This window comes from Rhodothalassium salexigens DSM 2132 (genome assembly GCF_004341375.1).
Classification (GTDB): Bacteria; Pseudomonadota; Alphaproteobacteria; order Sphingomonadales; family Rhodothalassiaceae; genus Rhodothalassium; species Rhodothalassium salexigens.
In genome coordinates this window covers 350,599-371,127 of sequence record NZ_SLXO01000002.1, presented here as the reverse complement: position 1 = coordinate 371,127, position 20,529 = coordinate 350,599, and the positions used below count along the sequence as shown (strand labels likewise).

The window sequence follows — 20,529 nt, the reverse complement described above, 5'->3', positions numbered from 1 at the left end:
ACCCGAACTGTAGGTTTTTTTGGGGGGTCCCCGCAACCCGATTTTTTGTCCATGGCCCAATATACGGGGCTTGACGGCGTTTCCATCGCACCATGTAGGGGAGCGAAAGGAGCCGCTGCCCTTGGCCCGACTCACCGATCCGGGGCGTTCGGGCGTCCTGCGGGCAGGGCGCGGACCCGTCGGCGAGCCGGGGTGGCGGCCGGGTGCCGAGTTGGCGATTGCCATGGCCCGGCACCCTTTCCATATATAAGAACGTTGCTCGGTGATGCGACCCGTCAAGACCGGTGCAGGGCTTGACTTGGCCTCGCCGCGCGCGCATCACGCAAGCGAGTATGGGTCGCGATCCTTGGAGGGCGGCAGACGATGGTTTCGATTTTCGCATGGTGGAAGGGCGTGCCGCTCGGCACCTTGCTGACCACCCGGCGCAAGGGCCGCCTGGTCGGCCGGGACGATCAGGGCAACACCTATTATCAGAGCCGCGACGGCAAGCGCCGCTGGGTGCTCTATGATGGCGAGAACGAAGCCTCGCGGGTGCCGCCCGAATGGCATATGTGGCTGCACAAGACCACCGACACGCCGCCGAGCGAACGCCCGCCCGAACGCAAGACCTGGGAAAAGGACCACCTGCCCAATTTGACCGGCACGTCGGGCGCTTACTTTCCGCCCGGCAGTCTGAGCGTGGGCGGCGAGCGTGGCAAGATCAGCGGCGATTACGAAGCCTGGACGCCAGATAGCTGACCGGCCGACGGCGATCGGTCCGCTGGTGGCTCGACCGATCGGCTCGATAAAGCCCGGGCGAGGGCCGGCCGGCGGGCAGTTTCGCTGCCGCACGGCCGCCGCATTCGCCGGCCATAACCCCATCTTGACCCTGGACGAGAGAACACCATGCGCAGCAATCTTGTGGAAGCCTTGATCGGGGTGGTGGTCCTGGTGGTCGCCGGGGCGTTTCTCTATGTGGTCTACACCAAGACCGACGTGTCGGCCGGCAGCGGCGGCTATCGCTTGCAGGCCCGGTTCGACCAGGTGGGGGCGCTGTCCGCAGGCTCGGACGTGCGCCTGTCGGGGATCAAGATCGGCAGCGTGGTCGACCAGCGTCTCGACCCGCAAACCTTCCAGGCGGTGGTGGAGTTTACCATCGCGGACAGCGTCAAGCTGCCCTCCGACACGATCATCAAGGTGGGGTCCGAGGGGCTGTTGGGCGGCAATTACCTGCAGGTGGAGCCGGGCGGCGCGCCGGACAATCTGGTTGCCGGCGAAGAGGTGCAGTTCACCGAAGGCTATGTGGATCTCATGAGCCTGGTCAGCCGGTACGTGTTCAGCAGCGAGGGCGGCAATGGCAGTTCCTCCGGCAACTAGGCTGGCGGCACTCAAGCCAGCACAGGGGGCGCCTGCCAGGCGTCCGCGGCGCGGTTTGGTGGCGCTCGGTTTGGTGGCGCTCGGTTCGCTCGGGGCGCTTGGGGCGGGGCTCTGGCCGCCGGCATCGGCACTCGCTCAAAGCGTCAGCGTGCGCGTGGCGCCGCCCGAGGCTCGGACGCCCGAGACCGTCACCATCGCCCGGGCGCTCGACAAGGTGACCGCCGAAATCACCGAATTGCGGCTGCCCGAGGATCGCACGGTGGTGTTCGGCAGCCTGGCCATCACCGCGCGCCATTGCAAAAGCACCCCGCCCACCGAGGCGCCCGAGACCTATGCCTTCCTGCAGATCGACGAGATCGTCGGCGACACGGTCGACCGGCGCGCCGACGAACCGGCGTCGCAACGGCTGTTCTCCGGCTGGATGATGGCGTCGAGCCCGGCGCTCAACGCGCTCGAACACCCGGTCTACGATGTCTGGGTGCTGGATTGCGAAACCAACACCGATACCGACGGCGGCGACTGACCGAGCGCCGGGGGCGCGCCAGATCCACCATGGCCGCGCTCGCGATCACACCCCGTCGCACCGGTGTTCCTGCGAGCGTCGGGGGACGCGCGCGCCGGCCGGTCAGTGGGCCTTGCGCAGCGCCTGAACCAGCGTGGTGTAGAGCTTGCCCAGATCCGATGAGATCAGCGTGGTGCTGAGCGCGTTGCCGCCCTCGCGCTGGGCCGCCTGTTCCAGAAGCCCTTCGAACTCGCGCACATATTTGCTTGCTGCGGTGCGGAACTCGCCGTCCGTGTCATAGCGTTCGCGAATCCGCTGGCGCAGGTGCGGGGTGCCGATCTTGAGCGCCTGGCGCGCGAAGCGGCTGCGGTCGCCGGCCAGGAACTTGGCCCAGGCGTCGTCCGGCACGTCGTCCATCAACACCTTGGTCACGTCGATGGAATCGGACGCCAGCCGCTCGATGATGAACGAACTGGCGCGGATGAACTCGTCCTCGGTCGCCTCCTGGCGGCGTGCGGCAAGCTCGGCGGCCTTGGCCTCGAAGTCCCGGCTCATCTGTGCCAGCCGGTCGGCCTCGTCGCGCACATGGGCGGTGACCTGGTTGCTGGTCTCGTTGGTCGACTGGGCGGTCTGCTTGAGCAGCGCCAGCGCGCGCTCGAAGCCGTGGGCGGTCTCCTCGCTCAGCTTGGCGAAGCGGCCGCGATAGAGGGCGGCCAACTGGTCCATGGCGCTGCCCGACGCCTCGACGCTGCGCGACACCGTGCGCGCCAGCCGCTGTTCCAGGCGCTTGGCCGCCTCGGCGGTGCCGTCGTCCACCAGCGTCGCCATCTCGCGGATCTCGCTCGCCTGTTCCACGAACCGGTCGGCGGCCTGCTGGATCGTGGTTTCGGTCGCCGTGCGGGCCGCGTCGAGGGTCTCCAGCGTGGTCGACAGCCGGTCGAGCGCGGCGCCCGAGCGGTCGATCATCTGCGCGGTGTGGGCGTCGACCCGGTCGCGCTCGGCGCGCAGGTCTTCCAGCACCGAGGCCAGGGTGTCGCGGTTTTGCGCGATGCCGGTCTCCAGCGCGCCGCGCTCCTGTTCGAGGGTCTGGCGATGCGCGCTCAGCCGGTCGGCGACCCGGTCGCCGGCGTCGCTCAGGCCCGCCAGGCTGGTGGCGACCGCGCCGTCGGCGTCGCTCAGCCGGGTCACCACCTGGTCGGCGCGCGCCAGCATGGCCTGGAACGACGCCACCGTGTCCTCGGACAGGGCGGCGATCTGGCGGCCCTGCGCCTCGACCCGCTTGTCGGCGCTGTCGAGGGCGGCGAGCAGGGCGTCGTGGATGGTCTGGATGCGCTCGGCGCGCGTCTCCATGCCGTCGACCGCCGCGGTGATCCGGGTGTTGGCGGTCTCGGCGCGGTCGATCATGCCGGTCCACTGGGTCGACAGCCGCTCGGTCTGCTTGGCCATGGTGTCGCTGTGTTCGCGCGCGGCGTGGTTGAGAGCTGCAAGGCGCGCTTCCATCGCCTGTTCGAGCGTCTGGGCGTGGTCGTTGAGCAGTTCCATCTCTTGGACCAGGGCGCGGTTGCCGGTGCGGATCGGCGTCAGCACGCCCTCGACCGCCTCGTCGACGGTCTCGGGGATCGCCGACATTTCGCCGACGATGGTCTCGTTGATGCGGTTGGCGCTGTCGGTGGCGGCCTGCATGGTGTCGTCGATCAGCCGGCGCATGTCCTCGGCCTGGCGGTGGATGTCGCGCGCGGCGGTCTGCGCCTTGGCCATGGCCGCTTCCGCGCCGTCGGCCAATTGGCTGATCTTGTCGCCGAAGCCGTCGTCCAGTTCGCGCGCCGCCAGCACGGTGCGCTCGGCGGTCTCGGCCAGCGTGCGCCCGGTGCTCGCCAGATCCTGCGACAGGCTGCGCGCCATCGCCTCGACCGTGCCGACCCGGTCCTCGATCCGGCCCATGCCGCCTTCGAGCGTGTCCTGTGCCGCCGCGATCTGGCCGCTGACTGTCTGGCTCAGGCTTTCCAGGCGGCTCGACAGATTTTCGCCGGCGGCGTCGATCTGGGCGGTCAGGCCGTCGACGGTGCGGGTGGTGCGCTCGGACAGCCGGCGCTCGGCGCCGTCCAGATGGCTAATGAGCGTTTGGCCGGCCTGGTCCACGGTGGCGGTGGCGGCGGCGACCGCTTCGCTCAGCCGGCGGTCGATGGTCTCGGCGGCTTGCGCGCCGGCGGTGCGCGCCGTCTCCAGCCGGGCGTGCAGGTCGCCGAGCCGGTCGGCGGTCTCGCCTGCGGTGCGGTCGAGTTCGACGCGCACACCGTCGAGCGTGTCGACGCTGGTGCGGGTCTGGTTGGCCAGGCTCTCGGTGCCGGCCGCCAGCGATTGGGTGGCACCGCCCAGGCGCTGTTCGGCCTCGGCGAGGGTGTCGTCCAACTGCGCGCACAAGGCACCGAGCGCGTCGCGTTCCCGGCGCAGCGCCTCGCGCATGGCGGTGGCCTTGGCCTCGGTGTCGGCGGTGACCGAGAACAGCTCGGAAATCTCGCCGCGGAAGCTTTGTTCCAGGCTGCCGATGCGTTCGGCCGCCAGCTTGCCCGCCACGTCCAATTGCTCGACGCTTTTGGTCAGCCGGCTGTTCAGCAGCTTGACCCGCGCTTCCGCCGCGTCCACGGGCGCAAAGGCGCGGTTCATGTTCTGGGCGATATCCAACCGGTGTTCGAGCAGCGGATCGGTGCGTTGCAGCACCAGGGCCGCCAGCCACACCAGCATCACCGGGGCTAAGCCGCCGCCGAGCAGCGCGCCGACGTCGATCGGGCCGAGGCTTGCCGGGTCGATCGCCACCCGCCCCGACGCCAGCGCATAGCCGATCGCCGCGAACCAGGCGAGCGTGGCGACGCCGGCGAGCAGCGGCGGCACGATGCGGCGCACACGACCGGTGCGCGGCTGCTTGATGCGCGCGAGCGGGGTTGCCGGCGCGCTCGACGGGGTCGGGGTCTCGCCCTCGGGGGCTTCGAAGTGGATGGTCGGTCTCATCGCGGCGGCAATCGAACAGGCGTTAACGGACAAGTTGTTTTTCAAGCAGTATATTGTGCGGGCGGTTGGTTTACCATTTAATTTACGGGCCAAGCATCGCAGGGCAGGGGTGGAAAACGGCCATGACAAGCGCGCAAGAACCGCGGCCCGGTGCGGCGGGGCGGCCGCCCGACGCGCCGCGTCCGACCCGGGCGCAGCGGCATTATCTCAGCCAGGGGCTCGACCAGCCGGGCGGCAAGCTGCCGCTGTTCGACACTGCGGGTCAGGCCGTCGCCCCGGCGCTGATCCGCGCCTGTATCGACCGCGGCTGGGCGGCGCCCTGGTTCGCCAACCCGATCAAGCCGGACTGGCTGGTCTGCCGATTGACCGAGGCAGGGCGGCTTGCCCTTGGCGCCGGCGGCCCGGCCGCGGACGAGGCCCGGCTTGCGGCGGACCGGCCGACGCAGGATCGCCCGGCGGGGACCGGGCCGGCGGGGACCGAACCGGCGGGGGCCGGGATCGTGCCGGGGACGCAGACAGCACCTGGGGTCGCGCCGGTTGGGACCGGCCGGGACGGGGCTGTGGCGGCCGGGGACGGGATCGTGACCGATGAGGACGACGGCGATGTCTGACGATACGGCCGCGCCGCCGCCCATCGACCGGACGCACTTCTGGTCGGCGGTGTTCAATGACCACACGCTGGCGGGACAAATCCTGGCGGCGTTCATCGAAAGCGGCGACGAGTCCATGGCATCGTTGCGCGCCGCCGACAGCTATCGCGCCTTCAAGAGTGCGGCGCATCGGTTGAAAGGGACGGCGCGGTCGGTGGGCGCGCGATCGCTGGCGCGCCAGGCGGAACTGGCGGAACTGGCCCGCGACGCGCCCGAAGGCCCGCGCGCCATGCGTGCCCTCGACGCCCTCGAACGCCACTGGCTGGCAGCGCGGACCGACGCCGGGGCGCTGGCAGCCGACCTGTCATGAGCGGCCGGGGGCGCGCGGTGACGCCGGTGGCGCCGGCGCGGCGGGTGCGGTTGACTTCAAGCCCCCAGCCCGCCAGTGTCGCGCGGTTTCGGCAAGGTTATGGGATGCAGCAAGGCAGGATCGCCCATGGAAGATTATGATCTGGAGCGCCTCACCGTATTGGTGGTCGAGGACAGTCTGTTCATTCGCTCCTTGATCGTCAGTTCGTTGAAATTGCTGGGCGTCGGCCAGGTGATCCCCAAGGAACATGGCGGCGAGGCGATTGAGTTGTTGAAGCTGATCAGCATCGACCCCATGCTGGCCGGGGTTCAGAATATCGACGTGGTGTTCTCCAATTGGGAAATGCGTCCGGTCGATGGTATGATGCTGCTGCGCTGGATCCGGCGCCACAAGGAAAGCCCCGACCGGTTCGTGCCGTTCGTGATGATGACCGCCTATTCCGACAAGGACCGGGTGGCCAAGGCGCGCGACATGGGCGTGACGGAATTCGTCTACAAGCCGTTCACGGTCAAGGCGCTGGCCGAACGGATGCAGGCGATCATCGAGCGGCCGCGCCAGTTCGTCCACACGCGGACCTATTTCGGCCCCGACCGCCGGCGCCAGCAGCTTTTCTTCGACTATGAAGAGCGCCGCGAACTGACCGACAAGAGCCCCGGCGTGGAGATCATCTATGGCTAACGCGCGCAACAGCAGCGGCAAGAAGCCGCCCACCATCGTCCGCTACTACCGGTTCAAGAACCGGCTGAAGGAGAAGACGCTGGGCCTGGGCGGCGGCACCGGCGCGGTGTCCGACGAAGCCTTGCGGCGCGCGCAGGAAGCGCTGGAATCCATGGCCGAGGATTATCCCGACTGGGTCAACGGCCTGGTCACCGAGCTGGCCAACTATCACGGCCGCTGCGTCGACACGCCCGAACGCCGCCACGAGATTTTCGCCGAAATCCACTCGATCGCCCACGACATGCAGGGCCAGGGCGGCACCTTCGGCTATCCGCTGATCTCCAGCTTCGCCGAAAGCCTGCACAGCTTCACCGTGCCGACCAAGAACGAAATCACCGACAATATGATCGAACTGGTCAAGGCCCATATCGACGCCATGCGCGCGGTGATCCGCGGCCGGGTGTCGGGCGACGGCGGTAAGATCGGCGCGGAATTGCAAGGCTCGCTCAACGAGGCGATCGAACGCTACAAGAACCGCACCACCGAAGACGTGGCCGAACAGACCTACGACTACGCCTTCCAGCAGACACCGCGCGAATAGCCGCTAGCCGAGCCTCTGCCTTGCCCCCGGGCCGGCAACCGCAGGCCCAGGGCGCGTCCAAGCAGGCGAGGGCGGCCAAGCCCGAGCGCCGACGCGGTCTTGGCACCCGGACATAGCCGGACGCGGCGGTCAGCGCCCCAGCGTCGCCGCCAGGAAATCGAGGATATGGGCGGTGCCGCCGGTCTCGAACAGGTCCCAGCCATGGCCCGCGCCGTCGATCACCACCCGCTGGGCGTTGGGCAGGGCGGCGGCCAATGGTTCCGACAGGGTGACCGGCACGGTGGTGTCGCGGTTGCCGTGGACGATCAGCACCGGCTCGTGGACGTTCGGCGCGGCGGCCAAGCTGTCGAAGCGATCGGCCAGCACGGCGTCGACGAACCAGCGCGGATACTGGCCATAGCCCATCTGCGCGATCGAACCGAACGGGGCGGCCAGCACCACCGCGCCCACGTCGCGCCGGGCGGCCAGCGGCACCGCGACGCCGGTACCCAGTGAATAGCCATAGACCGCCACGCTGCCGGGGCGCACGCCGCGCCGGTCGAGCCAGTCGAGGGCGGCGGCGGCGTCGGCCAGCAAGGCTTCGTCCGTCGGCCGGCCCGGATTGCCGCCATAGCCGCGATAATCGAACACCAGCACGCCATAACCCGCCGCCACCAGCGGCGCGACGCCGGGCATATAGTCGCCCATATTGCCCGAATTGCCGTGCAGGTAGAGCACCGTCGCTTCACCGTCCTCGGGCGCGTGCCACCAGCCGCGCAGCGCCAGGTCGGGCGTCGGCCGGATGGTCACCGTCTCGACCGGGAAGACGGCGTCTTCGACCGCCGCCGGATCGTCGCCGGGGTTGAAGATCTGGCCGCGATAGTAGAGGTGAAGGCCCCACAGGCTCGCGACCGCGAAGCCGCCCAGAACGGCGAGGACGAGAAGGATGCGTTTGATCATGATCCGGGACCATAGGCAGCCGGCCGAAACAGGGCAAGCAGGCGCGCGCCGCCGCCGGGGTGGCCGATGAGCGCGCCCCCTGCCTGCGAGCCTCTCGGTGGGTGCGGTGCCGCCGGAGCTGCCGGGCGGCCGCGCCATGTGTCGCTGGTGGTGGCGGTGGCCGACAATGGCGTCATCGGCCGCGACGGCGACCTGCCCTGGTCGATCCCGGCCGAGTTGCAATGGTTCAAGCGCCAGACCATGGGCAAGGCGATGATCATGGGCCGACGCACCTTCCGCTCCATCGGCCGGCCGTTGCCCGGTCGGCGCAATATCGTGCTCACCCGTCAGCGCGACTGGCACGCCGAGGGGGTCGAGGTGGCGCCCGATCTGGACGCGGCCTTGGCGCTGGTGGCCGGGGCGGATGAAGCGGCGGTGATCGGCGGCGCCGAGGTGTTCGCCCAGGCGCTGCCGCTCGCCGACCGGCTGATCTGGACCGCGGTTCATGCCGCGCCCGAGGGCGATACGGTGATGCCGGCGGTGGACTGGTCGGCCTGGGCCGAGGTCCACCGCGAGCCGCACCCGGCCGACGGCACGGCACCGGCCTATGACTGCCTGATTTTCGACCGTCGCCGGCGTTGACGACGGCCACCTGGGCTGATGATCGGGCGACCGGCGCCGGGCTGGGCGCCTGCCGGCCCTCGATGCCGGGTCTCGGTGCCCGGCGTCGGACGGGGTGGCGGCACGGGGGTTGCGTCGCCCGCCGGTGATGGCCACGTCAGCGGGTATGACCGATGCAACCCGTTCGCGGTTGCGGGCACTCTTCGTGCTCGTGCCGCTCGCCCTGTCGGCCGGTGGCTGTGCGCTCGCCGCCGGTGCTACCGCCGGCGCCGTCACCGCCGACGAGGCCAACGAAAGCGACAGTCCCGACCCGCTCGAAGACGTGATCGAGTATGACGAAGACGCGCCGGAGGCGGGCGAAGGCTGAGGGCTCGCCCTGAAGGCGCGGGGGCACACACACGCGCGCGCCCCCGCGCACCGGTTACGCCGCCTTGGCGTGACGCAGGCTGCGCGCCGCCGAGACCATGGCTTTGAGCGCCGCCGCCACCTCGGGCCAAGCGCGGGTCTTCAGCCCGCAGTCGGGGTTGACCCACAGCCGGTCGCGCGGGATCGCCGCCGACGCCTTGGTCAGCAAGGCGACCATCTCGTCCGACGACGGTACCCGCGGCGAGTGGATATCCCATACGCCGGGGCCGATGTCGTTGGGATACGCGAACACCGCGAAGGCATCGAGCAACGCCATGTGCGAGCGCGACGTTTCGATGGAGATCACGTCGGCGTCGAGACCGGCGATGGCGTCCATGATGTCGTTGAACTCGGCATAGCACATATGCGTGTGGATCTGCGTTGCGTCGGCGACCGGTGCCGCTGCCAGCCGGAACGCATCCACCGCCCAGTCCAGATAGGCCGCGCGGTCGGCGGTGCGCAGCGGCAGTCCTTCGCGCAGCGCCGGTTCGTCGATCTGGATCATGCCGATACCGGCGGCTTCGAGGTCGGCCACCTCGTCGCGGATCGCCAGCGCGATCTGAAAGCAGGTGGCGCTGCGGGGTTGGTCGTCGCGCACGAACGACCATTGCAGAATCGTCACCGGCCCGGTGAGCATGCCCTTGACCGGCCGGTCGGTGAGCGATTGGGCATAGCGCGACCAGGCGACCGTCATCGGGGCCGGACGCGACACGTCGCCGTAGATGATCGGCGGCTTGACGCACCGGGTGCCGTAGGACTGTACCCATCCGGCGCGGGTGAAGGCGAAGCCGTTCAGTTGCTCGCCGAAATATTCGACCATGTCGTTGCGCTCGAACTCTCCGTGGACCAGCACATCGAGGCCCAGATCCTCCTGCGCGCGGATCGTGCGTTCGGTCTCCGCCTTGAGAAACGCCTCATAGGCGGCGTCGTCCATGTCGCCGCGTCGGTGGGCAGCGCGCGCCTTCCGGACCTCTCGCGTCTGTGGGAACGAGCCGATGGTGGTGGTGGGGAAGGGCGGCAGGTCAAAGCGGGCCTGTTGCTTGACCCGGCGCTCGGCAAATGGCGAGCGGCGCTCCATGTCGCGGGTTTGAACGCTGGCCAGACGGTCGGCGACCGCGCGGTCGTGGGTCCGGGCCGACGTACGCCGCCGGGTCGCCGCCATGTGGGCGTCATCGAGGGCGTCTTCGATGGCGGTGCTGGTGCCGTGCGCCGCCCGCGCCAGGACCGCGACCTCTTCGAGTTTCTGCTTGGCGAAGGCGAGCCAGCCGCGCAATTCGGCGTCAAGCTCGGTCTCGCGGGTCAGGTCCACCGGGCAATGGAGCAGCGAACAGGACGGCGCCACCTGCAACCGCTCGGGACCGCGTGCGGCGATCGCCACCTGCAGGGTCTTGAGCGTGTCGCGCAGGTTGGCGCGCCAGATGTTGCGGCCGTCGATCAGGCCCAGCGACAGCACCCGGTCGCGGTCGACCAGCGTCAGGGCGGGCGTCAGGTCCTGCGCGCCGCGCACCAGGTCCAGGTGCAGGCCGGCGACCGGTAGCCCGGCGGCAAGCGCCAGATTGTCGCCCAGGCCCTCGAAATAGCTGGTCAGCATGAGCGCCGGGCGTTCGTCGGCCAGCGCGGCATAGGCGGTGCGCAGCGCGTCCTGGGCCGACGCGGGCAAGTCGAGCGCCAGGACCGGTTCGTCCACCTGAACCCACTCCGCGCCCTCATCGGCCAGCCGGTTGAGCAATTGGCGATAGATCGGCAACAGCCGGCCGAGCAGCGACAGGGGCGCCGTTCCGTCCTGGGCCTTGCTGAGCATCAGGAAGGTGATCGGTCCGATCAGCACCGGCCGGGTTTGGATGCCGAGCGCGCGGGCCTCGCGGACCTCGGCCACCGGCTTGGGGTCGCGCAACTCGAAGCGCTGGTCGGCCGAGACTTCGGGCACGATGTAATGATAGTTGGTGTCGAACCATTTGGTCATTTCCATCGCCGGCGCGTCGTCGGTGCCGCGCGCCATGGCGAAGCGCAGGTCGAGCGGGTCGGCGTCGGCCAGCGCGGCGAAGCGCGGCGGCACCGCGCCCAGCGTCACCGCCATGTCGAGCATCTGGTCGTAGAACGAAAAGTCGTTGGACGGGATCACGTCGATCCCGGCGTCCTGTTGAAGCTGCCAGTGGCGGGTGCGCAGTTCGGCGCCGATCGCCTTGAGGCGGTCGGCCGAGCACTCGCCTTTCCAATAGGCTTCGACGGCGTGTTTCAGTTCGCGGCGGGCGCCGATGCGCGGAAAGCCCAGATTGGCGGATCGTACCATGACGGTCTCCTGTGAGAGAGGGATTGGCACGGGTCAGGGGGGGGCTCTTGGCCGACGCCGGTCCCGATGCGGTATCGGGGTGGCGGGCGACGGCGGCGAGCAGGTCGAGGCACTGGCGTTGGCGCGCGCTGAGGCCGGCCGGCTCGCCGTTCGGGCACAAGCGGTCGATCAACGACCGGGCGGCCTTGGACGGGGTCACCGGGGCGGCCAACAGCGCAAGCCAGGTGTACAGGATCGTGTCGGGCGCTTCGGACGCGAAGGCGTCGCCATCGAACCAGCGCTGCACCACCCGCAGGGGATCGTCCCACGGGACACACAGCCGCCGGGTCGGGGCCGGGCCGTCCGCCATCCGTCGCGCCCGCGTCACCTGTCGCGGGCACTGCGTCATGGTCTAGCCGGTCCGGCCAAGCGGTGAGTTCGGGAAACCGATGAAGAAACCCGGTGCGAGACCGGGACGCGGATCGCGTGCCGTCATTGCCAGTCCTCCGCCGAAAACACCCCGTTCGGCTGCATGAGTTGACCCAATGCGGCGGTAGGTCTCCTGGCTCGCGGGCTGGCGGCGCTCGCCTTCCCGGGGCCGAAGCCCCAGTGGCTTGGTTGAACGCGCCCATCCGCTTACAGTTGCGGGGACAGCGCCGGACTTGGCGGCTCGTATGAGCGCCGCACCGGCTTCCCTGTTATGCCCTTGCGGGCACCGTCGCATGGCCTCAGGGTCGCCGATCGACCGGGGTCGGTCAACACCCTGTTTGGCTTGACGGTCTTTACTCGGCCGCCGCCGGGTGGCCGAGATCCTTTTGCAGGGTGTCGAGCAGGCGGTCGGCGGCCTCGGCGATCACCGTGCCGGGCGGGAAGATCGCCGCCGCGCCGGCCTCGTAAAGCGCCGCATGGTCGCCCGGCGGGATCACCCCGCCGACGACGATCAGAATATCGTCGCGCCCCAGCGCCTTCAGTTCGTCGCGCAGCGCCGGCACCAGGCTCAGATGCCCGGCGGCCAGCGAACTGGCGCCGATCACATGGACGTCGTTCTCGACCGCCTGGGCGGCCGCTTCGGCCGGGGTCTGGAACAGCGGGCCGATGTCCACGTCGAAGCCCAGATCGGCGAAGGCGGATGCGATCACCTTCTGGCCGCGGTCGTGGCCGTCCTGGCCCATCTTGGCGATCAGGATGCGCGGCCGGCGGCCTTCTTCTTCGAGGAAACTGGCCACCCGGCCGCGCACGCGCAGCATGTCGGCCCGTTTCTCGCCCACTTCCTTGCCGTAGATGCCGGTCACCGTCTGGATCTTCGCCTTGTGCCGGCCCCACACCTTTTCGAGCGCCGACGAGATTTCGCCCACCGTGGCCTTGGCGCGCGCGGCGTGCACGGCCAAGTCCAGCAAGTTACCCTGGCCGTTGCCGGCGGCCTGGGTCAAGGCGTCGAGGGCGGTGGCGAGCGTCGCCTCGTCGCGGTCGGCGCGCAGCCGGGCCAGCTTGTCGAGCTGGCGCTGGCGCACCGCGGCGTTGTCCACCTTGAGCACGTCCACGTCCTCGTCGCCCTCGGGGCGGAACTTGTTGACGCCGACCACGGTCTGGCGGCCGCTGTCGATGCGCGCCTGGGTGCGCGCGGCGGCCTCTTCGATGCGCAGCTTGGGCAGGCCGGCGTCGATCGCCTTGGCCATGCCGCCCTCGGCCTCGACCTCTTCGATGTGGGCGAGCGCGCGCGCCGCCAGATCGTGGGTCAGACGCTCCACATAGTGGCTGCCGCCCCACGGGTCGATGACCCGGTTGTTGCCGCTTTCCTGCTGCAGGATCAACTGGGTGTTGCGCGCGATCCGGGCCGAGAAGTCGGTCGGCAGCGCCAGCGCCTCGTCGAAGCTGTTGGTGTGCAGCGACTGGGTGCCGCCCTGGGTCGCCGCCAGCGCCTCGATCATGGTGCGGGTGACATTGTTGTAGACGTCCTGGGCGGTCAGCGACCAGCCCGAGGTCTGGCAGTGGGTGCGCAGCGACAGCGATTTGGGGTTCTGGGGCGCGAAGGTCTCGGCCATCAGCTTGGCCCACAACAGCCGCGCGGCGCGCATCTTGGCGATCTCCATGAACGGGTTCATGCCGATCGCCCAGAAGAAGCTCAGCCGGGGCGCGAAGCGGTCGATGTCGAGCCCGGCGGCCTGGCCGGCGCGCGCATACTCGATACCGTCGGCGAGGGTGTAGGCCAGTTCCAGGTCGGCGGTCGCACCGGCCTCCTGCATGTGATAGCCCGAGATCGAGATCGAGTTGAACTTGGGCATGCGCTCCGCCGTGTAGGCGAAGATGTCCGAGATGATCCGCATGCTGGGGGCCGGCGGATAGATATAGGTGTTGCGGACCATGAACTCCTTGAGGATGTCGTTCTGGATGGTCCCGGCGAGCTTGTCGGGGCTGACGCCCTGTTCTTCGGCCGCCACGATGTAAAGCGCCATCACCGGCAGCACGGCGCCGTTCATGGTCATCGACACCGACATGCGGTCGAGCGGGATGCCGTCGAACAGGGTGCGCATGTCCAGGATGCTGTCGATGGCGACCCCGGCCATGCCCACATCGCCCGATACCCGTTCATGGTCGCTGTCATAGCCGCGGTGGGTGGCCAGGTCGAACGCCACCGACAGGCCCTTTTGCCCGGCGGCCAGGTTGCGCCGGTAGAAGGCGTTCGAATCCTCGGCGGTGGAGAAGCCGGCATATTGGCGCACGGTCCATGGCCGCTGGGTGTACATGGTGGCATAGGGGCCGCGGCCGAACGGCGCCAGACCGGGCCGGCCGTCCAGATGGTCGAGCCCGGCGGTGTCCTCGGCGGTGTAGAGCGGCTTGACCGCGATGCCCTCGGGGCTCGACCAGGCGGCGTCGGCGGGCGTCTGGCCGGTGGCGGTTTGGAATGCCTGCGCCCAGGCCGAGGCGTCGCCGTCTTGCGCCGGTGCGGCGAGGTCGAGGGTGGCGAAATCGGGAATGCGGCTCATGCGGGCTCTCCCAGACGGTCGTGGATGGCGCCGAGGGCGGCCAGGATATCGCAGCCCAGGTACAGATAGGCGTCGACGCCGGCGGCGGCCCACGCCTCGGCCCGGTCGCCGGGCTTGCCGGCCAGCGTCAGGTGACGGCAGCCGGCGGCCTTGAGCGCGCGCGCCGCCGCCTCGGCCTCGGCCTCATAGGCCGCGTCGCTGCCGCACAGCACCGCTTCGACGCAGCCGCTGTCCTTGAATTGTTGTGCCAGGGTCGCGGCAGCATCGGCGCCGGTCTCGGTACCGGCGCCGGCGGGGGCGTCGAGCCCGCCGGCGGCGAGCGCGTTGCGCGCCCAGTTGACCCGCGCGCCATGGTCGGCGAGCGGCCCGAGGGCGGCCAGGAACACCGCCGGGCGCCGGCCATCCGCTGCGACATGGGCGTCGGCACGGTCGCGCAGCGCCTCATAGGCCGCGGCCAGCGGGCGCCGGGCCAGGCGCGCCACCTGCACGCCTTCGCCGCTGTCGATCAGCATGGTCGGCGTCGCCCCCTGAGTCAGCGCGGTGATCTGCACCTCGAAGCCGGGATTGGCGGTCATCACCTGGGGCAGGGTATGGCCCGAGCGTTCGGCGCGCTCGCGCGCGGCGGCGCGCAGGGCGTCGCCGTCCACCGGCTCGACGGCGGGCAGTTCCTCGCCCGGGTCGGCGAATTCCGAGACCCCGGTGATCGCGTGCTTGCGGGTTGCCAGCGCGTCGTCGCGGCGTCGCGCGGTTTCGGCGATGCGCGCCTGCAGCCGCTCGGTCTCCAGCGCGCGGGCGATGCCGCCTTCGGCCTCGATGGTCTGGAACTGCACCCAGGCGGCCTGGGCCAGTTCGTCGGTCAGCGCCTCGAACGCCCAGGCGCCGCCGGCCGGGTCGATCACCTGGGCCATGCGGCTTTCCTCGGCCAGGATCACCTGGACGTTGCGGGCGATGCGCCGGGCGGTGTCGGTGGACTGGTCGTCCGGGCCGCCGAGTGCGGCGTCGTGCGGGCTGACGCTCAGCCAGTCGGCGCCGCCGGTGGCCGCGGCGAAGCCGGCCAGGGTGGCGCGCAGCAGGTTCACCCACGGGTCGCGCCGGGTCAGCATCCGCTCGGCGGTGCGCGCGCCGAGCGCCATGGGCACGTCGCCGGCGCCGCACGCGTCCATCACCCGGTGCCACAGCCGCCGGGCGGCGCGCAGTTTGGCGACGGTCAGATAGACGTCGGTGTCGGCGGCCAAGGTGAAGGCGATCTGTCGGCCGGCGCGCTCGGGCGGCAGGCCCTGGGCCTCCATGGCGCGCAGATAGGCGACGCCGGTGGCGATGGCGGCGGCCAGTTCCTGCGCCTCGCCGGCGCCGGCGGCGTGATAGACGCCGCTGTCGACGCCCAGCGCGGTCACCCGGGCGAAGCGCGCGTCGGTGCGCGCGCCCAGGTGCGCGGCCTCGGCCAGCGCCTGGGTCAGCGGCACCGGCAGGCTGCCCTCGGCGGCCAGCGTGCCCATCGGATCGATGTTGAAGGCGCCGGCCACCTTGGCGTCGGCCAGGCCGCGGCGTTGCCACAGGGCGGCCAGCATGGCGGCGGCGGTAACCCCGTGGGCGCCGGGGTCGAGCGCCACCGGCGCCAGGTCCAGATGCACGCCGGCGAGGGCGCGATCCAGGTCGTCCAGGCTGGCCACGGCGATGCCGCCGCGACCGCCGCGCCCGTCGAGCGCCAGGTCGAGCGTCAGGGCCACGTCGGTGGCGCCGCCTTCCAGGTCGGCCAGGATCTGCGCGTTGGCGGCGGCGGGGTCGGGATGGTCGCTGGTCTGGCGGATCGCCCAGCCCGGCCGGGCGGCGGCAGCGCCGCGGGTGAAGCTGGCGAAACCGGGGACGGGGTCCACATGGGCGGGGCCGTCGGCGCGGGTGTAGAGCGGCCGCACCGCGACGCCGTCGTCACTGGGCCGGGTCAGCGCCTTGTGCGGGTCGCGCCCGCCAAGCGCCTTTTCCGCCGCCGCCAGCCAGTCGGCTTCGCTGGGATTGGAAAACGCCCCGGCGAGCGCCGGGGACGATGTGTCGGCCGCCTTACTCATGGCTGTCGCGCCTCTATTCCAACAAAAAGGGAAAGCGGCGGCACGGTAGGCCGCGGCCTGCCGGGGGTCAAGAACCCCTAAAGTGGCAGGCCGCGGGTCGCGCCGACCGAGGCAGCGGGCGGCGGACGGAGCTTAATTCTTGGTATAGCTGGTATAGACGTGGGCCATGACGATGCCGAACTTGGCGAGCGTGGTGTGGGCGACCATGTGCGTCCGGTCGAGCGGCACCATCAGATCGACCACCTTCATGGCGATCGACCGCCCTTGGACCGGGATGTCCATGGTGTAAGTCCAGCGCCAGCCGCCGGCGGTGGGGTCGAGGGTGCGAATATCGGCCGCCCCGGTGTCGTGGCCGGGGGCGACGCTGTAGTGCCCGTCGCGGCCCTCGCGGATCAGCCAGTTGCGTTCGCTCAGCTCGCCATCGTCGAAGCGCAGCGCCTCAGAAACGGTCAGACCGCCATCGGCCCGCGCGCCCTCGAAGGCACCGCTGAACCGGCGCTTGATGTCGCCCCGGCGGCCGGTGACCACGCCGTCGCCACTGACCGGGCCTTCGAAGAAGCCGGTGAGTGTCAACTTGTCTTGATAGGTCAGAGTGTCCATCGGGCTTTGCTCCTTGCTTCAAGATTTACGGAGCGAGCGCCCGGGCCGGATCAGCGCGCGGTGTCAAAGGGTGGAAAAAAGTCGGATCGAGCTGGCGGCCAGGAACAGCCCGAACAGCACCGACAATTGCCGCCGGCTCAGCCGGTGCGCCACCTTGGCCCCCCAGGGCGCGGCGGCGACCGACAAGGGCGCGACGATGGCCAGCGCCGGCAGATTGACGAAGCCCAGCGAATAGGGCGGCACCGGGCCGTGCAGCAGGCCGCCGGCGATATAGCCCAGGGCGGCGATCAGGCTGACCACCAGGCCGGTGAACGCCGCCGTGCCCACCGCCCGGTGCACGGGCACCGAGAACAGCGCCAGATAGGGCACGGTGAACACCGCGCCGCCGATGCCCATCATGGCGGCCAGCCCGCCGATCAACGTGGGTGCGACCATCCCCGCAGGACCGGTGGGCACGCGCCGCGCGACCGCCGGCGGCTTGGCCGGCAGCAGCATGCGCACCGCCATCAGGGCGGCGAAACTGGCGAACAGGATCACCAGGGCATCGCTGGCGAGCGCGGTGGCGAGGCCGGCGCCGGCCAGCCCGCCGACGAACAAGGGTGCTACCCAGCCGCGCACCAGCGCCACGTCGACCGCGCCGCGGGCGTGGTGGGCGCGGACGCTGGAAATCGCCGTCGGCACGATGATCGCCAGCGAGGTGGCCAGGGCTGCGTGCATGCGGATCGCCGGGTCCACCTCGGTCAGCCCGAACACCGTGTAGAGCACCGGGGTCATGATGATGCCGCCGCCGATGCCCAGCAGGCCGGCCATGAACCCGGCGGTCAGCCCGGCGGCGGCCAACAGGGCAGCAAGCGTCACTAACTGATCGGGGGCCTCCATGGCGCATGCCTTTTCGATTGCCAGCGGGGGAAAGCGGCAGCGGGGCGGCTCGACGGCCGCCATCGCGCCATGTGTGCGACGGTTTGAGAGTGCCGCGCCTATTGCAGCGCGTGCCAGCGGTCCCGGTGATAGGCGCTGTCGCCGAACAATTGTTCGACCATGTATAGGCGCTTGAAATAGTGGCCCACGGCCATGTCGTCCGACACGCCCATGCCGCCGTGCAGTTGCACCGCCTGGGCGGCGATGAACCGGCCCCGGTCGCCGACCGTGACCTTGGCCGCTGATACCGCCGCGCGCCGCTCGGCCTCGTCGGCGTCGAGCATCAGGGCGGCGCGGATTGTCAGCGAGCGGGCCTCTTCCGCCGCGATGGTCATGTCCACCAGCCGGTGCTGGAGCACCTGGAAATCGCCGATCGGCCGGCCGAACTGGGTGCGGGTGCGCAGATGCTCGCGGGTCATGGCGACCGCAGCGTCCATGGCGCCCAGCGCCTCGGCGCACAGCATGGCGGTGGCGGCGTCGAGCACCCGTTCGGCGACCGCCAGTCCCTGGCCGCGCGGGCCGAGCATGGCGTCGGCGCCGACCCGCACACCGTCGAGCAGTACGTCGCCGGCGCGCTGGCCGTCGGTGGTGGGATAGCCGCGCACCACCACGCCGTCGGCGGCGGGGTCGACCAGGAACAGGCTCAAGCCCTGGGCGGTGCCCGGTTTGCGCCCGGTGCGCGCCAGCACCACCAGCCGGTCGGCCAAGGGCGCGCCGAGCACCACCGACTTGGCGCCGGTCAGCACATAGCCGCCGCCCTCGGCCGGGCGCGCCTCGCAGGCGGTGAAGGCGGGCGAATAGCGCGCCGCCGCCTCGGCGTGGGCGAAGGCGGCCTTAAGCTCGCCCGTCGCGATGGCCGGTAACAGCGCGGCGCGCTGGTCGGCGTTGCCGCAGGCGGCGACCACGCCGCCGGCCAGCACCACGGTGGGCAGATAGGGTTCGACCACCAGGCCGCGCCCCAGTGCCTCCATGACGATCATCATTTCCACCGGGCCCGCGCCCAGGCCGCCGTCGGCCTCGGCGAAGGGCAGGGCAAGCCAGCCCTGGTCGGCCATCTGCGCCCAATGCTCGGCGCTGAAGCCGGCCTCGCCCATGGCGATGCGCTGGCGGGTCTCGAAATCATAGCGTTCGCGCACGAACCGCGCCGCACTGTCGGCCAGCAGGCGCTGTTCTTCGCTGTATTGAAAATCCATTTCGGGCCCCGATCTGGTGCTGTATCGGCGACTGGACGCTCAGCTTGAACGTCGAGGCTGTATAGCCGGTCGCCACCAGCCACGCCAGGGGGGCGTGCCCGGGTGGCGTGCCAGGGTGTGGTGTCGGGTACCGTGCCAAGGCCCTTGCCGCCCGCCGGTGGCGGTGCCATGACAGGGTGCCGTCACAAAGCGCCCGACCGGACGCGTGCGGGAAAGAAGGTAGCGAGGGAAGAGCGGGAACAGTGTGTCGATGCCGATAATCTCCCTGACCGAGATCAATCCCGTGGCCCTGCCGCCTATGCTGGTGTTGCTTTTGGGCTTGGTCCTCAACATGGCGCTGGGGCGCGACACGTGGCTGCGGCGCACCTTCGAGGGCCCGATCGACGCCGCCAACCGCTTCGTCGGCGGGCTCGAACAGCGCTATAACCGGCCCAACATGAGCGCCGCCATGCGCAAGGCGGACGGGCTGTCCACGCTCGCCTTTCTGGTCCTGCTGGCCGGGCTGGTCGGCGTGTTGTTGATGTGGTTCGTGGCCGCAGTGCCCTATGGTTGGCTGCTCGAAGTGGTCATCATCGCCGCCGTGTTGGTCCAGCGCGCCCATCTGGACCGCACCCGCGTGGTCATCCGCAGCTTGGCCGCCGGCACCGAACAGGGCCGTGCGGCCCTGGCCCTGACCGCCCGGCGCGACACCGCCGCGCTCGACCGGCCCGGGCTGGCGCGCACCTGCGTGGAAAACACCGCCCGGGCCGCGTTCGAGGGGCTGATGGCGCCGGTGTTCTATTATCTGCTGTTGGGCCTGCCGGGGCTTCTGGTCCTGCGCACGGTCAACGGCTTCCATCACATGATCAACGATCAGACGCCGTTCAGCGCCTGTTTCGGGTGGGGTGGCGCGCGGTTCAACCAGATCCTGATGGCGCCGGTGGCGGTGCTGTCGCCGGTGATCGTCGGGCTCGCCACGCTGAGCCTGTGGCCGGGGCGGGCCTGGGAGGCCGTCGTGACCGGCTATCGCGCCGGCAATCGGCATTATCTGCCCATGACCGGGCCGGTCAGCGCGGCGTTTGCCGGCGCGCTTGGGCTGCGCCTCGGCGGGCCGGTGCGCATCAAGGGCACCGCCTATGACGGCGCCTTCTACGGCGGCCCGATCGAGGACGCCGATACGCCGCAAATGTGCGCCGCGTTGATGCTGTTCGTGCGCGTCAGCCTGACTCTGGCGCTGATCCTGGCGCTGGCGACCGCGCTTGGCTATGCGGCGCCGCTGGCCACGCTGGTGATGCCGCCGCCGGCCTAGCGGGTTTTGTGGTCGTCTCGCCCGGTTCCGGGCGGGCGATCGGGCTGGCAAGCCCTGCCCGACCGGGCCACGCGTCTGACGCGCAATGACGGCCCTGTTCCGGGTATCAATCTTGATGTTTTTCTAGGAATAACCGACACTGGTGTTCGCCGCATCGGCAGTGGGCCGGCGCGGCGATTGCGGGCTTC

The 20,529-nt window shown here is 70.2% G+C and carries 18 protein-coding genes and 1 riboswitch; of the genes, 10 read left to right on the top strand and 8 right to left on the bottom strand.

The features are described 5' to 3' along the window. Window positions 1–363: 363 nt before the first annotated feature. The 3 genes from EV659_RS04065 to EV659_RS04055 all read left to right on the top strand — a co-directional run bounded on the left by EV659_RS04065 (window position 364) and on the right by EV659_RS04055 (window position 1,879). Window positions 364–738 carry an NADH:ubiquinone oxidoreductase subunit NDUFA12 gene (locus EV659_RS04065; protein ID WP_132707570.1) on the top strand — a complete coding sequence of 125 codons (375 nt, stop codon included), beginning with the start codon at window positions 364–366 and terminating at the stop codon, window positions 736–738. Window positions 739–885: 147 nt separating this feature from the next. Further along, the gene (locus EV659_RS04060) at window positions 886–1,356 is read left to right on the top strand and encodes an MlaD family protein (RefSeq protein ID WP_132707569.1); all 471 of its coding nucleotides are present in this window, start codon (window positions 886–888) and stop codon (window positions 1,354–1,356) included. A gap of 58 nt (window positions 1,357–1,414) precedes the next feature. Next, a complete protein-coding gene (locus EV659_RS04055) occupies window positions 1,415–1,879 on the top strand; it encodes a DUF2155 domain-containing protein (protein WP_200287448.1) in 465 nt (154 codons plus the stop codon). Window positions 1,880–1,981: 102 nt separating this feature from the next. Here EV659_RS04055 and EV659_RS04050 read toward each other — a convergent pair whose 3' ends face one another. After that, window positions 1,982–4,864, bottom strand: a complete 2,883-nt coding sequence (locus tag EV659_RS04050) for a coiled-coil domain-containing protein (protein WP_132707567.1) — start codon at window positions 4,862–4,864, stop codon at window positions 1,982–1,984. A gap of 122 nt (window positions 4,865–4,986) precedes the next feature. On the opposite strand from EV659_RS04050, the gene EV659_RS14825 reads away from it, so the two are divergent. From EV659_RS14825 to EV659_RS04030, 4 genes are all read left to right on the top strand, one after another. Further along, the gene (locus tag EV659_RS14825) at window positions 4,987–5,475 is read left to right on the top strand and encodes a hypothetical protein (RefSeq protein ID WP_200287446.1); all 489 of its coding nucleotides are present in this window, start codon (window positions 4,987–4,989) and stop codon (window positions 5,473–5,475) included. Then, on the top strand, window positions 5,468–5,824 hold the full coding sequence (locus tag EV659_RS04040; RefSeq protein ID WP_165878712.1) for an Hpt domain-containing protein: 357 nt from the start codon (window positions 5,468–5,470) through the stop codon (window positions 5,822–5,824). Before EV659_RS14825 ends, EV659_RS04040 begins: the two co-directional genes overlap by 8 nt. 126 nt (window positions 5,825–5,950) lie before the next feature. After that, window positions 5,951–6,502, top strand: coding sequence for a response regulator (locus EV659_RS04035; protein WP_165878711.1), 552 nt, complete (start codon window positions 5,951–5,953; stop codon window positions 6,500–6,502). Next, window positions 6,495–7,082: an Hpt domain-containing protein gene (locus EV659_RS04030; RefSeq protein ID WP_132707564.1), complete on the top strand. Its 588-nt coding sequence runs from the start codon at window positions 6,495–6,497 to the stop codon at window positions 7,080–7,082. Before EV659_RS04035 ends, EV659_RS04030 begins: the two co-directional genes overlap by 8 nt. A 129-nt stretch (window positions 7,083–7,211) precedes the next feature. On the opposite strand, the gene EV659_RS04025 is transcribed toward EV659_RS04030, so the two are convergent. After that, complete coding sequence (locus EV659_RS04025; protein ID WP_165878710.1) at window positions 7,212–8,021, bottom strand: alpha/beta hydrolase; 810 nt, start codon at window positions 8,019–8,021, stop codon at window positions 7,212–7,214. Between the two features lie 66 nt (window positions 8,022–8,087). Between EV659_RS04025 and EV659_RS04020 the strand changes: the two genes are divergently transcribed. Together EV659_RS04020 and EV659_RS04015 are read left to right on the top strand one after the other, a co-directional pair. Further along, the gene (locus tag EV659_RS04020) at window positions 8,088–8,642 is read left to right on the top strand and encodes a dihydrofolate reductase (RefSeq protein WP_132707562.1); all 555 of its coding nucleotides are present in this window, start codon (window positions 8,088–8,090) and stop codon (window positions 8,640–8,642) included. Between the two features lie 145 nt (window positions 8,643–8,787). Then, a complete protein-coding gene (locus tag EV659_RS04015; RefSeq protein ID WP_132707561.1) occupies window positions 8,788–8,988 on the top strand; it encodes a hypothetical protein in 201 nt (66 codons plus the stop codon). Window positions 8,989–9,042: 54 nt separating this feature from the next. On the opposite strand, the gene metE is transcribed toward EV659_RS04015, so the two are convergent. From metE to EV659_RS03985, 6 genes are all read right to left on the bottom strand, one after another. Further along, complete coding sequence (metE, locus tag EV659_RS04010; RefSeq protein ID WP_132707560.1) at window positions 9,043–11,316, bottom strand: 5-methyltetrahydropteroyltriglutamate--homocysteine S-methyltransferase; 2,274 nt, start codon at window positions 11,314–11,316, stop codon at window positions 9,043–9,045. 514 nt (window positions 11,317–11,830) lie between these two features. Next, window positions 11,831–12,030, bottom strand: a riboswitch (cobalamin riboswitch). Between the two features lie 47 nt (window positions 12,031–12,077). Continuing rightward, window positions 12,078–14,279, bottom strand: a complete 2,202-nt coding sequence (scpA, locus tag EV659_RS04005; RefSeq protein ID WP_132707559.1) for a methylmalonyl-CoA mutase — start codon at window positions 14,277–14,279, stop codon at window positions 12,078–12,080. Beyond that, window positions 14,276–16,342: a methylmalonyl-CoA mutase family protein gene (locus tag EV659_RS04000; RefSeq protein ID WP_132707558.1), complete on the bottom strand. Its 2,067-nt coding sequence runs from the start codon at window positions 16,340–16,342 to the stop codon at window positions 14,276–14,278. The genes scpA and EV659_RS04000 overlap by 4 nt, the downstream gene beginning before the upstream one ends. A 132-nt stretch (window positions 16,343–16,474) precedes the next feature. Next, entirely contained in the window at window positions 16,475–16,942 is a 468-nt protein-coding gene (locus tag EV659_RS03995; protein ID WP_132707557.1) for a DUF3833 family protein, read from the bottom strand. A gap of 63 nt (window positions 16,943–17,005) precedes the next feature. Then, the gene (locus EV659_RS03990) at window positions 17,006–17,821 is read right to left on the bottom strand and encodes a sulfite exporter TauE/SafE family protein (RefSeq protein WP_165878709.1); all 816 of its coding nucleotides are present in this window, start codon (window positions 17,819–17,821) and stop codon (window positions 17,006–17,008) included. Between the two features lie 98 nt (window positions 17,822–17,919). Then, window positions 17,920–19,053 carry an acyl-CoA dehydrogenase family protein gene (locus tag EV659_RS03985; protein WP_132707555.1) on the bottom strand — a complete coding sequence of 378 codons (1,134 nt, stop codon included), beginning with the start codon at window positions 19,051–19,053 and terminating at the stop codon, window positions 17,920–17,922. Between the two features lie 250 nt (window positions 19,054–19,303). On the opposite strand from EV659_RS03985, the gene EV659_RS03980 reads away from it, so the two are divergent. Then, window positions 19,304–20,341, top strand: coding sequence for a cobalamin biosynthesis protein (locus EV659_RS03980; protein ID WP_132707554.1), 1,038 nt, complete (start codon window positions 19,304–19,306; stop codon window positions 20,339–20,341). The last annotated feature ends 188 nt before the right edge of the window (window positions 20,342–20,529 follow it).